A 12,840-nucleotide genomic window follows, 5' to 3' on the forward strand; every position below is an offset into this window, starting at 1 on the left:
TCCATAAATTTTGGCCGGGCAGCGAGTCGCTGTCTGGAATTGTATTCTTGCAGATCGGTGAAGGCCTGCCTGCACACCGTAAACTGCTGCGATGTACTTCAGCACAATGCTTGTGCGGCCTTCGGTTGGTACAACTTCGCATTTTACGTATCACCTTTTTGTTTTGCCTTTGCCATCTAATAAAACCAAGCCGGACAATTCATTTATATTTGAATAATCCGGCTTGAATTACAGTAGAGTGTGCTTGAAAATTCATTGCACCCGTCTGGTCGCTCCACTTTGCAGGCTGCAATTGTGCAATTTAAGGGACGTAGCCCCACTACGCACCTGAAATTGCTCGGTCACATCCCATAAATTGGAACAACCAGCCAGGTACAGGCAATTTTAAAACACGCTCCAGGATGGAGGAAAGCATATGGGAGATCATAGGTTGTGGAAATATTGTACGGCGGAACATTGCAGGCAGCTGATCATGGAGTTTCAATTATTTGGAGAGATTAATTGGCCAGAGGAGCGCCAGATTGCATGTCTGTATGCTCTTAGCAATCATATTCCCAGTCACTATCGCACTGCAAAAATTCCAAAGAGGGACGGTACCTGCCGGCGGCTCTGCATACCTGACACACTTCTGAAAATGGTTCAGAGAAATATTCTTCATCATATTCTGGACCCGATCCCTGTATCATCATGCGCAACTGCTTACCGTAAAGGAGTCTCGCTTATCTCAAATGTATCCGGCCATGTGGGGCAGGAAAAAATTCTAAAACTGGACATCCATGATTTTTTCGGAAATATACCTTTTATACTGGTATATCAGAGGGTTTTCCATAGTTATCGGTTTCCGCCTGCAGTAGGAACACTGCTGACACATCTCTGCTGTTACGAAGGCTGTCTGCCCCAGGGAGCACCCACCTCAGCTGCAATATCAAATATTGTTATGATGCCCTTTGATGAGTACATGGGGGAATGGTGTGCTAAACGTGGGATAACCTATACCAGATACTGTGATGATATGACCTTTTCCGGCAGCTTTGAGGCATATAAAGTAAAAAATAAAGTTCGCGGTTTCTTACAGGTGATTGGTTTAGAGTTAAATGAAAAGAAGACGAAATTACTTTTAGCCGGTCAGAGGCAGGCAGTTACCGGTATTGTAGTCAATTGTAAACCACAGGTATCCGGGGAATATAGAAGGAAACTGCGCCAGGAAATATACTATTGCTGTAAATTTGGCGCAGCTTCTCATCTACAGCATGTACAAGATCAAAAATACGGGACAGATGCAACAGAAAATATTCGTTATCTTCAGAAACTGCTTGGTAAAATTAACTTTGTTTTACAGGTTAATCCTGAGGATAAGTATTTTAAGACGGCCAGAGAGAGTTTGAAAAATTTAGTGACATGAAAGGAAGTCAGAGAGATCGGGGATAGGTAGTTTTTCCAGTTTTGGGAAAGCCTAAAGAATCCGCCATGTCAATCAGATACATGGCGGATTCTTCCTGTACTTTATTTTATGGACAGCGTTTTATGCTCATCCAGCATCCCCTGAATCACCTTCTGTGTATAAGCTCCAAGGAATTTCTTATCTTCTTTGCTTAATTCTTTCGGATAAATTGGCTTTCCATACTGCAGAATTACATGTGCGGAACGTATTTTAGGAAAATGATTTTCAAAAATCTCGGCAGAGTTAGTGATGGCCATAGGAATTATGGCACAGCCTGTTTTTTCAGCCATTTTCAGGCTGCCTTCTTTAAAGGGTAGCATTGGGGCATCCGGTACTTTGTTCCTGGTTCCTTCCGGAAAAATGCACATGGATATTCCGGCTTTTATTTGTTCAATTCCTTTAAGAATCGTTTTCAGACCTTCTTTGATGTCTTCCCGATTGAGAAACAGGCAGTAGAGCCGTTTCATCCAGTGGGAGAGCAGAGGTATTTTTTCCATGCCATCTTTCGCCACGTAGCCTGTAAGCCCCGGACATCTGGAATAGGTAAGCAGAATATCAAAAAAACTTCTGTGATTGCCTACATACAGCACTGCTTCATTCTGGGGGACGTTTTCAGCACCGATGATGGTTGCCTTGGTTCCGCTCACAAACAATACCAGTTTAAAAACGTTTTGAACCAGACGTAAAGATGATATATCTCTCAATCTCGGATTGAATTTACCAAGGATCCACTCAAATATCAGAATTGGAATGGATAAAATAAGAAAACCTACAACAACTATTACAACAATAATAAAACGTATCATGTCTATCTCTCTTTTCTACTAATTAGTTATATCTTATGAAATTAATACCGCCCAAATAAGTGGGAGGTCTGACGCAGCCATTCAGAACGGCTGGAGTTCAGATCTTCCTGCAGGTAGCGGAATTCCCAGTTTCCCTCGGCAACACCTGGTGTATTCATCCTGTGACGGCTGTCAAGCTGGAGAATATCCTGTATCGGGAAAATAGCAAATCTTGCAATTGTGCCCATGCAGAAACGTATCATATCAAGGCTTATATTTCCGCCATCGGTATTTCCGTATCTGCGGATTTTGTCCTTTAATTCTTCGGACAGACCCTGATACCAGCCGGCAGAGGTATCGTTATCATGGGTACCGGTATAACAGATGCAGTTGACAGTAGTGAAATTATGGGGAAGGTATGTACTTTCACCCATATCCTGAAATGCAAACTGTAAGATCCGCATACCCGGAAAATGAAACATATCCCGCAGCCATTCAACATCAGGTGTGATGATCCCAAGATCTTCCGCCAGAATCGGAAGCCGATCCCCCAGTTCTTTTTGGATACATAGAAACAGGTCTTCGCAGGGACCCTTCACCCATTTGCCATTCAAGGCAGTTTCTTCCTCCGCAGGAATAGACCAGTAAGCCTCAAAGCCCCTGAAATGGTCGATACGAAGATAATCAACCATCTTCAGCTGATGTGCAATTCTGCTGATCCACCACTGATAACCATCTTTTTTGTGAACAGGCCAGTCATAGAGCGGATTGCCCCAGCGCTGTCCGGTAGCAGAAAAGTAGTCAGGAGGAACTCCGGATACTCTGGTGGGATGACCGGTACTATCCAGCTGGAACAGCCCTTTATTTGCCCAGACATCGGCGCTGTCGTATGCTGCGAAGATGGGGATATCCCCGATAATAAAGACCTCTTTTTCATTGGCATAGGCTTTTAATTTCGCCCATTGGGAAAAGAAGATAAACTGCAGGAACTGGTGATATCGGATTTGGTCTTTTAAGCTTTTTTTCAGACTGACCCTTACTTCTGGTATGGGTGAAATTAGTTCTTCTTCCCAGTCTGCCCAGCATTCGCCTTCGTGAGTATCTTTAAGTGCCATAAAGAGGCTGTAATCTTCCAGCCAATCTGCATTTGCCATACAGAAATCGTCATACTCTTCCAGGAGCATTTTATTGGGGGTGTGCTTAAATGCGGCATAAGCCTGCTGAAACAGTGTTTCTTTGTATTTGCGGACCTCAATGTAATCAGCTTTTCTGGGATCTTTCCATTGAGGAATCTTTTCAATATCACTTTTTTCCAACAGTTCCATATCAGCCAGATCATCGAGACTGATCAATAACGGCTGCCCTGCAAACGCAGAAGGGCTTTGATAGGGGGAGTTCCAGAAGCCGGTAGGACCAAGTGGAAGAACCTGCCACAGGTGCTGGCTGGATTCATGGAGAAAATCGATGAAATCATAAGCGCCTTTTCCCAGGTCGCCAATGCCATAAGGGGATGGAAAGGAGGTAGGATGCACCAGAATGCCCGACAGACGGCGCATATCCTCTTCGTTACTTGTATTAACCATAAAATTCTCCTTTACGTTATACGTACTATGCTTTTTATTATACTGGACTTTTGAAAGGGATTCAAGAAGAACAGATAAATTTATACTTGAAGAATTCGCATATTTTGTATATAATAGGGGCATCTGCAAGTTACGGACCTTTAGACTCACTTTAGGATAACGACTTGGTTTTAAAAACGAAAGTGAGGAGAGGTCTATGTTTTTGTGTATTGATAATTATGATTCTTTTGTGTACAATCTGTCCGCTTATTTTGAAGAGCTGGGTCAGGAAATTCTCGTAGTGCGAAATGATAAGGTTACGTTAGAGGAACTTTCCGGTATGAGACCGGAGGGGATCGTAATTTCGCCAGGTCCTAAAAACCCGAAATCAGCGGGGCTATCCAATGAAATTGTCCGGAAATTTAAAAATGAGATACCAATATTAGGTGTATGCCTGGGTCACCAGGTTATAGGCTATTCTTTTGGTGCGGATATAGTGAAAGGAAAACGGCCCATGCATGGAAAAGTTACCAGAATCCACCACAGTGGAAGGGGGATTTTCCGTGGAATTCCAAAAGAATATGGGGTAACCAGATATCATTCCCTTGTGATAGACAAGACTACTTTGCCGCTTGATTTTCAGGTGGATGCCTGGACAGAAGATGGGGATATTATGGCAATATCCCACAGGGAAGCCCCTGTTTTCGGTGTACAGTTTCATCCGGAAGCTGTGCTGACCGATTTCGGACATGAACTTTTAGATAACTTTATAAATATTAGTAAAGACTGGTGGTGCAGACATGCTTAAGAAAATTCAGAAATTACAGCCGTATATCCCGATTCAGGACATCCATATGGTTTTTCAAAATGAAAAGGACGCCGTTTTTCTGGACTCGTCTCTGAGAAATAAGCTCGGCAGATACTCTATTATCGGTCTGTACCCCTATCTGAAGCTGGTAAAAGGGGAAACTTTTACGATCAACGGAGAACCAGGCAGTGTTTCATTTGAACAATTTATGAGAAATTATCTAAAAGAAAATAAAGAAGAAAATGTAACGGGACTTCCTATTATTTCCGGAGCAATCGGATATTTTTCTTATGATTACGGGCGCAAAAAAGAAGGGGTAAAAGCAAAAGATCCAATAGAAGCAGATATCCCGGACTGCATTTTGAATTTCTATGATGTATTTATTATTGAGGATCATGAGAAAAAGGAAGTTTCGCTGATCGCAAATGGGAAGCTGAAAGACAGCAGCATTCGTTTGGAAGAGTTAAAGAAGTCCATTTTTAATGGTATTCGTATCGCACACCCATTGGAGGAGAGAAGAGAAATTGAGGTAATCCCTAATTTTCAAAAAGAAGATTATTTAAAAGCAATTGATGATATGATAGGATATATTATCGAAGGTGATATTTATATTGCGAATATGACCCAGCGGCTTAGCATAAAAAGCAGCAAATCTCCGTATGAAGTATTTAGTAAGTTACGGGGAAATAATCCTGCTCCATTTGGCGGATATCTGAATTATGGCGATTTTCAGGTCATCTGCGCTTCTCCGGAACGGTTTCTCCAAATGAAAAAGGGGCATGTGGAAACCAGACCGATCAAGGGGACCAGAAAAAGGGGAACTACACCTGAAGAGGATAAAATGCTGAAGGAAGAGCTGGCATCTTCGGAAAAAGATAAAAGTGAACTGCTGATGATTGTAGATTTGGAGCGGAATGATCTGAACCGGGTATGCAGGCACGGAAGTGTTCAGGTAACGGAACTTTTTACCGTAGAAGAATATGCAACGGTTTTTCATCTTGTATCTAACATCACAGGAGATCTGAAGCCTGGAATGACGGTGATGGATCTGATAGAAGCGGCATTTCCGGGAGGTTCCATCACCGGTGCCCCCAAGCTGCGTGCCATGGAGATTATTGATGAGCTGGAACATGGCAGAAGAGGATTGTATACTGGTTCAATCGGATATCTGACGCTGGACGGAGATTGTGATTTTAATATTGTGATACGGACTGCCGTGCACAAAGACGGCATATATCATTTAGGAGTAGGCGGAGGGATCACCTACGAATCGGAACTGGAATTTGAATATGAAGAGACGCTGCAAAAGGCGAAAGCGATACTGGAAGCCTTACAGTAGCGCAGAAAGGTTTATGATGAATAAGAACTATATGTTATTCGATCTGGATGGAACGCTGACAGACCCGCAGGAGGGAATTACCAATTCCGTTGCCTATGCTTTGAAACAATATGGGATCCATATAGAGGAAAAGGCAGCACTGAACAAATTCATAGGACCTCCCCTGAAGGATTCTTTTGTTGAATATTATGGGTTTTCCGATGAGCAGGCAGAGGAAGCGGTATGGAAATACAGAGAATACTTTAACGAGGACGGAATATTTGAAAATAAAGTTTATCCCGGCATACCGGAGATGCTGCAGCATTTAAAGGAACAGGGGAAAGTACTGATTGTGGCAACATCAAAACCTACCGTATATGCAAAGCGGATCCTGGAACGTTTTGAGCTGATAAAGTACTTTGAGGATGTTCAGGGAAGTGAATTGGATGGAAGACGAACGAAAAAAGATGAAGTAATCAGTTATGCCCTGGATCAAAATCATATTTCCGACAAAAACCGGGCTGTTATGATCGGAGACCGGGAACACGATATAATCGGCGCAAAAAAATGCGGTCTGGAAAGCATTGGTGTGCTGTTTGGGTATGGAACCCGGGAAGAACTGGAAAAAAGCGGAGCAGATAAAATTGCGGATTCCGTTCAAATGCTGGAGAAATTATTGACGGAGTAGAAAATAATGGATATCAAATTAGATGAAGGGTATTGGTTTGGCCTTGGAGTATTTGAAACAATAGCGGTAGTAAATGGCAGGGCGGTACTTCTTGAAGAACATTTAAAACGGATGGAAAAGGGAATACACTTTCTTAAGTTAAAAATGTATGTTTCCAAAGAAAAGATTGTGGAATATCTGATGGAGCATCCTATGTCACATGGAGTTCTTAAAATATCTGTATCAGATGAAAATATGATTTTAACCCACAGACAAAATCCATATGGAGATGAACGGTTTCAAAAAGGGTTTCGGGCAAAGTTCAGCCAGGTAATCCGAAATGAGACTTCCGGGTTCACCTATCATAAAACTACGAATTATGGAGACTGCATTCTGGAGAAAAGGAAAGCATTAGAAGAAGGATATGATGAGTTTATTTTCTGCAACAGCAAAGGAGAGATCTGTGAAGGGACTTCCAGCAATATTTTTTTTGTAAAAGATAAAGTCATATATACACCCCGATTGTCCTGCGGACTGCTTCCCGGAATTATAAGAGACTATCTGATGCGCAGAGAAAAGATTGTTGAGACTGTGATATATCCTCATGAGATTTCCGGCTATGAGGAATGCTTTCTCACGAATTCCCTGATGGGGTTGATGTCCGTTACTTCATTAGATGGTTATACGTTTCCTCAAAGAACCATTGCAGCGCGGTGGAATCAAATATTCTGGAGGGAAATGGAATAAGATGAATGTTCCCTTGCTCATCCTGCATAAGATATTAATAATAAGGCAAGGAAAAGGATAGGAGAGTAAGTGAAAAAAGTAATATCCATTACCATTAGTATCTGCTTTCTGCTGACACTATGCTTGGCAGGGGGCTGCGGCACCCAGGATGACAGTGATAAGGGGAAAATAAAGGATCTGGAATTTACTGTTGTTACTCCGGAAGAGATGCCGGAAGAACTGGCACAGACAATAGAAGAGAACAAAAAAACAGAAATAAAGATGACATACCAAAGCGATAAGTACCTGTATATGATCCGCGGATACGGAGAACAGAAAACAGGCGGTTACAGCATTCAGGTCGACAAATGCTATCTGACGAAGGACGGAATCATGGTACATACCAGTCTGATTGGCCCGTCACATGAAAAGACCATACAGCAGGAACCATCGTTTCCATTTGTAGTAATTAAAATCCCATTTATGGAAGGATCTGTGACTTTTGAATAAAAAGACAAAGCCTTCCACATAATTTACACCCTCCCGGCATAAAATTATAAGAGATCATGCTGGGAGGGATTTTTTGTGGAATTATTAAAAAAGAATATTCATATGAATCATGAAAAAAGCAGAGCATCCAGCCAGGTAACCCTGGAGGAAGACTACAACGTATCTGACAGCAAACCGGATGTGGGAAAACTGATACAAAAGAAAGCAAATATCAAATTGGATGATATGAAGGTAAGCACGGATCATTTACTTTTAACCGGAGCACTGGAAGTTTGGGTATTGTATGTAGCAGATACACCGGACAGACAGATACATAGGCTGGAATCTAAGATTCCGTTTGAAGAGCAGATGAATCTGGACGGTGTGGAGCCGGGAGACAATATCTGCCTGAAATGGGATGTGGAAGATATCTCTGTTTCGCTGATCAATTCCAGAAAGCTGAGTATGAAGTCACTGCTGTCCTTTAATGCATCCGTAGAGGAACTGTACGATGCTCAGGCGGCTGTAGAGATTCACGGGCTGGGTGATATTAGTACAAAGTCCAAGAACCTGGAATTGCTGCAGTTAACTGTTCAGAAAAAAGATATTTTAAGGGTAAAGGATGAAATTGCCATTCCATCCAATAAACCTAACATCCAGGAAATACTTTGGGAAAATGTGCAGCTCCGGGGAACTGATATCCGTGTTTTAGACGGTCAGCTGGATATTAAAGGAGAACTGTTCATCTTTGTGCTTTACGCAGGAGATGATGAAAATGGTACAAAACAATGGCTGGAAACTGTACTTCCCTTCCAGGGGACGGTGGACTGTCCGGGCTGTGCCCAGAATATGCTTGCCAATGTGGAAGTTTCCCTTGCTTCGGCGAATCTGGAAGTAAGACCTGATTATGATGGCGAAGAGCGCCTTGTGCAGGTTGATGTGGTTCTGGATCTGGATATCCGTCTCTATGAAGAAGAAAAGGTACAGATTCTGGAAGATGTCTACACACCGGTAAAGGATTTAATCCCGGTTACGATGGAACAGGTATGTGAAAGTCTGGTAGTAAAAAACTTTTCCAAGTGCAGAGCCAGTGACCGTATGAGAATGGAAAGCAGCCAGCCAAGGATGCTTCAGATCTGCCACAGCCAGGGTGAGGTTAAGATTGATGACACCAGCGTTACAGAAAATGGAATAAAAGTAGAAGGTGCAGTATTTATAACCATTTTGTATATTACATCGGATGATACGCTGCCTTATGCCCTGATGGAAGGAGCTGTGCCATTCCAGCATATCATAGAAGTGCCTGAGATTGATAAGGACTGCCGATTTACGCTGCAAAGCGAGCTGGAGCAGCTGTCAACGACCATGATCGACAGTGAAGAACTGGAAGTAAAGGTCTGTGTAAATCTGAATGCAATGGTCATCCGTGTTCATAAAGAACAATGTATTATTGATGTGGAAGAGCATGACTTAGATATGAAGAAGCTCCAGGAACTGCCGGGAATTGTAGGATATATTGTTCAGGCAGATGATAATTTGTGGAGTATAGCAAAACAATATTATACGACTCCGGAGAGGATTCGGGAGTTAAATGAAATTGAAGAAGACGAGGTTTCACCCGGTACGTGTCTGCTGGTTATGAAGGCTGTTGAGAATTTGAGCTGATCTTTTGACAAAAATTGTAAACTCTCCGGAAAATTTGTTGATTTTTGAGTGATTTACCATTGACTTTTGTGTATGAAATGAGATACAATATTGCTAATCAAGATGATTGTATACAAAGTGCAACGGGGGTACACGATGAGAGAGATGAAATTAAAGGCTCTTGCAAAGATAAATTTGGGCCTTGATGTGGTACGAAAAAGAGAAGATGGGTACCATGAAGTACGAATGATTATGCAGACAATTCATCTGTATGACCAGATCCGGATCCATGAGCTGCAGAAACCCGGAATTAAAGTAAAGACAAATCTATATTATCTGCCGGTTAATGAAGATAATCTGGTGTATAAAGCAGCAAAACTTCTGATGGATGAATTTGGAATCAAAAAAGGGTTGTCCATAAATTTGAAGAAATTTATTCCTGTTGCGGCAGGAATGGCGGGCGGAAGTTCTGATGCGGCGGCAGTAATGGTAGGAGTGAACCGTTTGTTCAAGCTCGGCCTTACCAGGGAAGAACTGATGGAACGCGGGGTGAAGATAGGTGCAGATGTACCGTATTGTATCATGCGGGGGACAGCACTGGCGGAAGGAATTGGGGAAAAACTCACTATCCTGCCGCCAATGCCTGCATGTCATATACTAATTGCCAAGCCGGGCGTACATGTTTCTACGAAATTTGTTTATACAACGCTGGATGCCGGAGAGATTACCGACCACCCGGATATAGATGGACAGATTCGGGCGCTGGAAAATGGCGATCTGAAGAAAGCGGCAGCACTTATGGGAAATGTTCTGGAAACGGTTACCGTTCCGGAATATCCGATTATTGCGGATATTAAAAATATAATGCTGGAACATGGCGCGTTAAATGCCATGATGAGTGGAAGCGGACCAACTGTTTTTGGAATCTTTGATGACAAAAAAGCAGCCAAAAAAGCTTATGATGTATTATATCAGGGGGACCTTGCAAAGCAGGTTTACCTCACAGGCATTTTTAATAATTCGGTAAAATAACCCACAATATGTAACCACAGAAGAAATGTTATGGATACACAACAGGATAGGTATGGAGGTCTACAAATGAATGAAAATTTTCACATAGATATGAATGAATATCTGCCACTGCGGGACGTGGTTTTTAATACTCTGCGAAATGCAATTTTAAAAGGCGAATTAAAACCGGGAGAACGCCTGATGGAAATTCAGCTGGCTCAGCGACTGGGAGTAAGCCGTACTCCGGTGAGAGAAGCGATACGTAAACTGGAATTAGAAGGGCTGGTTCTGATGATTCCAAGAAAAGGCGCAGAAGTTGCGCAGATTACTATCCGTGATCTGGAAGACGTACTGGAAGTACGTTGTGCGCTGGAAGAACTGGCGGTCAAAGATGCTTGTGACCATATAACGGACGAGCAGCTCATAGAACTTAAGAAAGCTGCAAATGATTTTAAACGGTCCTTAGATGGCTCAGACATTATCGATTGTGTAAAAGCGGATATGCATTTTCATGAAATTATCTATGATGCAACCAACAACCGCAGGTTATTACAGATCTTAAGCAATCTTCGGGAACAGATGTACCGTTACCGTATGGAATATCTGAAAGACCGGTCGATGCATAAGAATCTTCTGGAGGAACATGATGCAATCCGCCGGGCTCTGAAAAAGCATGATAAAGAGAAAGCAGGAAATGCAATTCATACCCATATTGAAAATCAAAAAGAATCAATTATTAATAGTCTTCGCGAAAAAGAATAAAATGTAAATAATTACATATGCTACACCTAAAAGGATAAGAATCTTCTTATCCTTTTTTTGTGGCCTGACAGCGCTTATTTTATGGCTATTTCTATGAAAACTCGCTGTATTTTATACAAAGGCCCGGAGAGGAGGCTGAAAAATGAGTGATAACGTTTCCACACGTTTATCGGATAATGAAACGAAAATCAAAGCCTGGTGTGAAAATTGTGATGATATCATCATTCGTCCAATGCGCCTGGGGCTTCCGCCAAAGGTAGACTGTCTTGCCGTATTTATTGAGGTGGCAGTCAGCAATATGCTTCTGGAAGAATCCATGATCGGGCGTTTGTTAATTCAGATGCAGGAAATGTCACCGGATGAAATCCGCCGAACGGTAAATGAAGACGGACTTGGAATTACCGATGCAAAAGAACTTGCAACCATGGAAGAAGCTATGGCAGCCATGCTGGCGGGAAATGCCATTTTCTTTATTGACGGATATGATAAAGCACTAAAAGTAAGCAGTAAAGGATATCCTGGAATGGGAGTATCCAAATCTGAGTCTGAAAAAGTTTTAAGAGGTTCCAAAGAGGCATTTACAGAATCTGTTAAATTAAATGCAGCCCTGGTACGAAAACGTGTCCGGGATACAACAATGAAGATTAAAGAGCGTCCGATTGGAAAGCGATCAAATACAATGACCGCCATTATTTATATGGAAGGACTGGTCTATCCGGATTTGCTGGAGGCGATGGAACAAAAGCTGGATTCTTTTGAAATTGACGGAATCATGGACAGCGGGGTAATAGAACAGCTGACAGAGGATACCTGGTATTCGCCGTTTCCCCAGTATCAGACAACAGAACGGCCTGATAAAGCTGCGATGGCAGTATTGGATGGAAGAGTCGTATTATTAAGTGACAATTCTCCGGAGGCATTGATTCTGCCTACAACCATAAACAGTTTTTTCCAGACAAGCGATGACTACTACCGCCATTTTGGAATTGTATCATTTTTAAGAATTATTCGTTTTGTTGCGGCATTTCTGGCAGTTTCCCTGCCTGGGCTGTATGTGGCAGTTACGAATTACCACACGCAGATTCTTCCGACAAACCTGATACTCTCTTTGGCTGAAGCAAGGCAGGGGGTACCGTTTCCAAGTGTGATTGAGGTGCTTTTGCTGGAATTATCCTTTGAGCTTCTTAGGGAGGCAGGGGTACGGATGCCGGGGCCCATTGGAAATACAATTGGTATCGTAGGCGGCTTAATTATCGGACAGGCAGCGGTCAGTGCCAATCTGGTCAGCCCCATCGTAGTTGTGATTGTTGCTTTGACGGCGCTCAGCTCTTTTTCCATACCGAATGAAGAACTGTCAGAAGCACTGCGTCTGATTAAATATGCCATGATTCTCGGAAGCGCTTTTTTTGGAATCCTCGGTCTGGTTTTGGGCTGGTTTGTCCTGCTGACCCATCTGAGTGCGCTGAAAAGTTATAATATACCTTATCTGATGCCATTTGTGGCAGCTGATATCAACCAGGGAATGGATAAGAAGGATGCGCTGGTACGGGCCCCGTTAGACAGACTGAAAAGCCGTCCTGTTTTTGCCAGAAGACAATCCAGAACCCGGTTAAAAATAAAGTGATAA

At 42.5% G+C, this 12,840-nt stretch carries 12 protein-coding genes; 10 read left to right on the top strand and 2 right to left on the bottom strand.

Features of this window, described 5'->3' with window-relative positions:
- Nucleotides 1-415 precede the first annotated feature (415 nt).
- Nucleotides 416-1,402, top strand: a complete 987-nt coding sequence (locus QR40_RS07260) for a reverse transcriptase family protein (protein WP_044294139.1) — start codon at nucleotides 416-418, stop codon at nucleotides 1,400-1,402.
- Nucleotides 1,403-1,503: 101 nt separating this feature from the next.
- On the opposite strand, the gene QR40_RS07265 is transcribed toward QR40_RS07260, so the two are convergent.
- Together QR40_RS07265 and malQ are read right to left on the bottom strand one after the other, a co-directional pair.
- Complete coding sequence (locus QR40_RS07265; RefSeq protein WP_027293085.1) at nucleotides 1,504-2,247, bottom strand: lysophospholipid acyltransferase family protein; 744 nt, start codon at nucleotides 2,245-2,247, stop codon at nucleotides 1,504-1,506.
- A 41-nt stretch (nucleotides 2,248-2,288) separates the two neighbouring features.
- The gene (gene malQ / locus QR40_RS07270) at nucleotides 2,289-3,809 is read right to left on the bottom strand and encodes a 4-alpha-glucanotransferase (RefSeq protein ID WP_044294141.1); all 1,521 of its coding nucleotides are present in this window, start codon (nucleotides 3,807-3,809) and stop codon (nucleotides 2,289-2,291) included.
- A 196-nt stretch (nucleotides 3,810-4,005) separates the two neighbouring features.
- Between malQ and QR40_RS07275 the strand changes: the two genes are divergently transcribed.
- From QR40_RS07275 to QR40_RS07315, 9 genes are all read left to right on the top strand, one after another.
- The gene (locus QR40_RS07275) at nucleotides 4,006-4,596 is read left to right on the top strand and encodes an anthranilate synthase component II (protein ID WP_027293087.1); all 591 of its coding nucleotides are present in this window, start codon (nucleotides 4,006-4,008) and stop codon (nucleotides 4,594-4,596) included.
- A complete protein-coding gene (gene pabB, locus QR40_RS07280; RefSeq protein WP_044294143.1) occupies nucleotides 4,589-5,935 on the top strand; it encodes an aminodeoxychorismate synthase component I in 1,347 nt (448 codons plus the stop codon). The genes QR40_RS07275 and pabB overlap by 8 nt, the downstream gene beginning before the upstream one ends.
- Nucleotides 5,936-5,948: 13 nt before the next feature.
- Nucleotides 5,949-6,602 (top strand): HAD family hydrolase, encoded by a 654-nt coding sequence (locus QR40_RS07285; protein ID WP_044294145.1) that lies wholly within the window; start codon nucleotides 5,949-5,951, stop codon nucleotides 6,600-6,602.
- Between the two features lie 6 nt (nucleotides 6,603-6,608).
- Nucleotides 6,609-7,328 carry an aminotransferase class IV gene (locus tag QR40_RS07290; protein ID WP_044294146.1) on the top strand — a complete coding sequence of 240 codons (720 nt, stop codon included), beginning with the start codon at nucleotides 6,609-6,611 and terminating at the stop codon, nucleotides 7,326-7,328.
- 69 nt (nucleotides 7,329-7,397) lie between these two features.
- Nucleotides 7,398-7,817 (top strand): protease complex subunit PrcB family protein, encoded by a 420-nt coding sequence (locus QR40_RS07295; protein WP_027293090.1) that lies wholly within the window; start codon nucleotides 7,398-7,400, stop codon nucleotides 7,815-7,817.
- Nucleotides 7,818-7,892: 75 nt separating this feature from the next.
- Complete coding sequence (locus tag QR40_RS07300; RefSeq protein WP_044294148.1) at nucleotides 7,893-9,461, top strand: DUF3794 and LysM peptidoglycan-binding domain-containing protein; 1,569 nt, start codon at nucleotides 7,893-7,895, stop codon at nucleotides 9,459-9,461.
- A 135-nt stretch (nucleotides 9,462-9,596) separates the two neighbouring features.
- Nucleotides 9,597-10,472 (top strand): 4-(cytidine 5'-diphospho)-2-C-methyl-D-erythritol kinase, encoded by an 876-nt coding sequence (ispE, locus tag QR40_RS07305; RefSeq protein WP_027293092.1) that lies wholly within the window; start codon nucleotides 9,597-9,599, stop codon nucleotides 10,470-10,472.
- Between the two features lie 66 nt (nucleotides 10,473-10,538).
- Complete coding sequence (locus QR40_RS07310; protein ID WP_027293093.1) at nucleotides 10,539-11,213, top strand: GntR family transcriptional regulator; 675 nt, start codon at nucleotides 10,539-10,541, stop codon at nucleotides 11,211-11,213.
- Nucleotides 11,214-11,355: 142 nt separating this feature from the next.
- A complete protein-coding gene (locus QR40_RS07315) occupies nucleotides 11,356-12,837 on the top strand; it encodes a spore germination protein (protein ID WP_027293094.1) in 1,482 nt (493 codons plus the stop codon).
- Nucleotides 12,838-12,840: the final 3 nt, after the last annotated feature.

This window comes from Robinsoniella peoriensis (assembly GCF_000797495.1).
GTDB classification, from domain to species: Bacteria; Bacillota; Clostridia; order Lachnospirales; family Lachnospiraceae; genus Robinsoniella; species Robinsoniella peoriensis.

Coding starts and splice junctions, on each gene's coding strand:
- QR40_RS07260 (WP_044294139.1), top strand. CDS start 416: ATGGGAGATCATAGGTTGTGGAAATATTGTACGGCGGAACATTGCAGG.
- QR40_RS07265 (WP_027293085.1), bottom strand. CDS start 2,247: ATGATACGTTTTATTATTGTTGTAATAGTTGTTGTAGGTTTTCTTATT.
- malQ (WP_044294141.1), bottom strand. CDS start 3,809: ATGGTTAATACAAGTAACGAAGAGGATATGCGCCGTCTGTCGGGCATT.
- QR40_RS07275 (WP_027293087.1), top strand. CDS start 4,006: ATGTTTTTGTGTATTGATAATTATGATTCTTTTGTGTACAATCTGTCC.
- pabB (WP_044294143.1), top strand. CDS start 4,589: ATGCTTAAGAAAATTCAGAAATTACAGCCGTATATCCCGATTCAGGAC.
- QR40_RS07285 (WP_044294145.1), top strand. CDS start 5,949: ATGATGAATAAGAACTATATGTTATTCGATCTGGATGGAACGCTGACA.
- QR40_RS07290 (WP_044294146.1), top strand. CDS start 6,609: ATGGATATCAAATTAGATGAAGGGTATTGGTTTGGCCTTGGAGTATTT.
- ispE (WP_027293092.1), top strand. CDS start 9,597: ATGAGAGAGATGAAATTAAAGGCTCTTGCAAAGATAAATTTGGGCCTT.
- QR40_RS07310 (WP_027293093.1), top strand. CDS start 10,539: ATGAATGAAAATTTTCACATAGATATGAATGAATATCTGCCACTGCGG.
- QR40_RS07315 (WP_027293094.1), top strand. CDS start 11,356: ATGAGTGATAACGTTTCCACACGTTTATCGGATAATGAAACGAAAATC.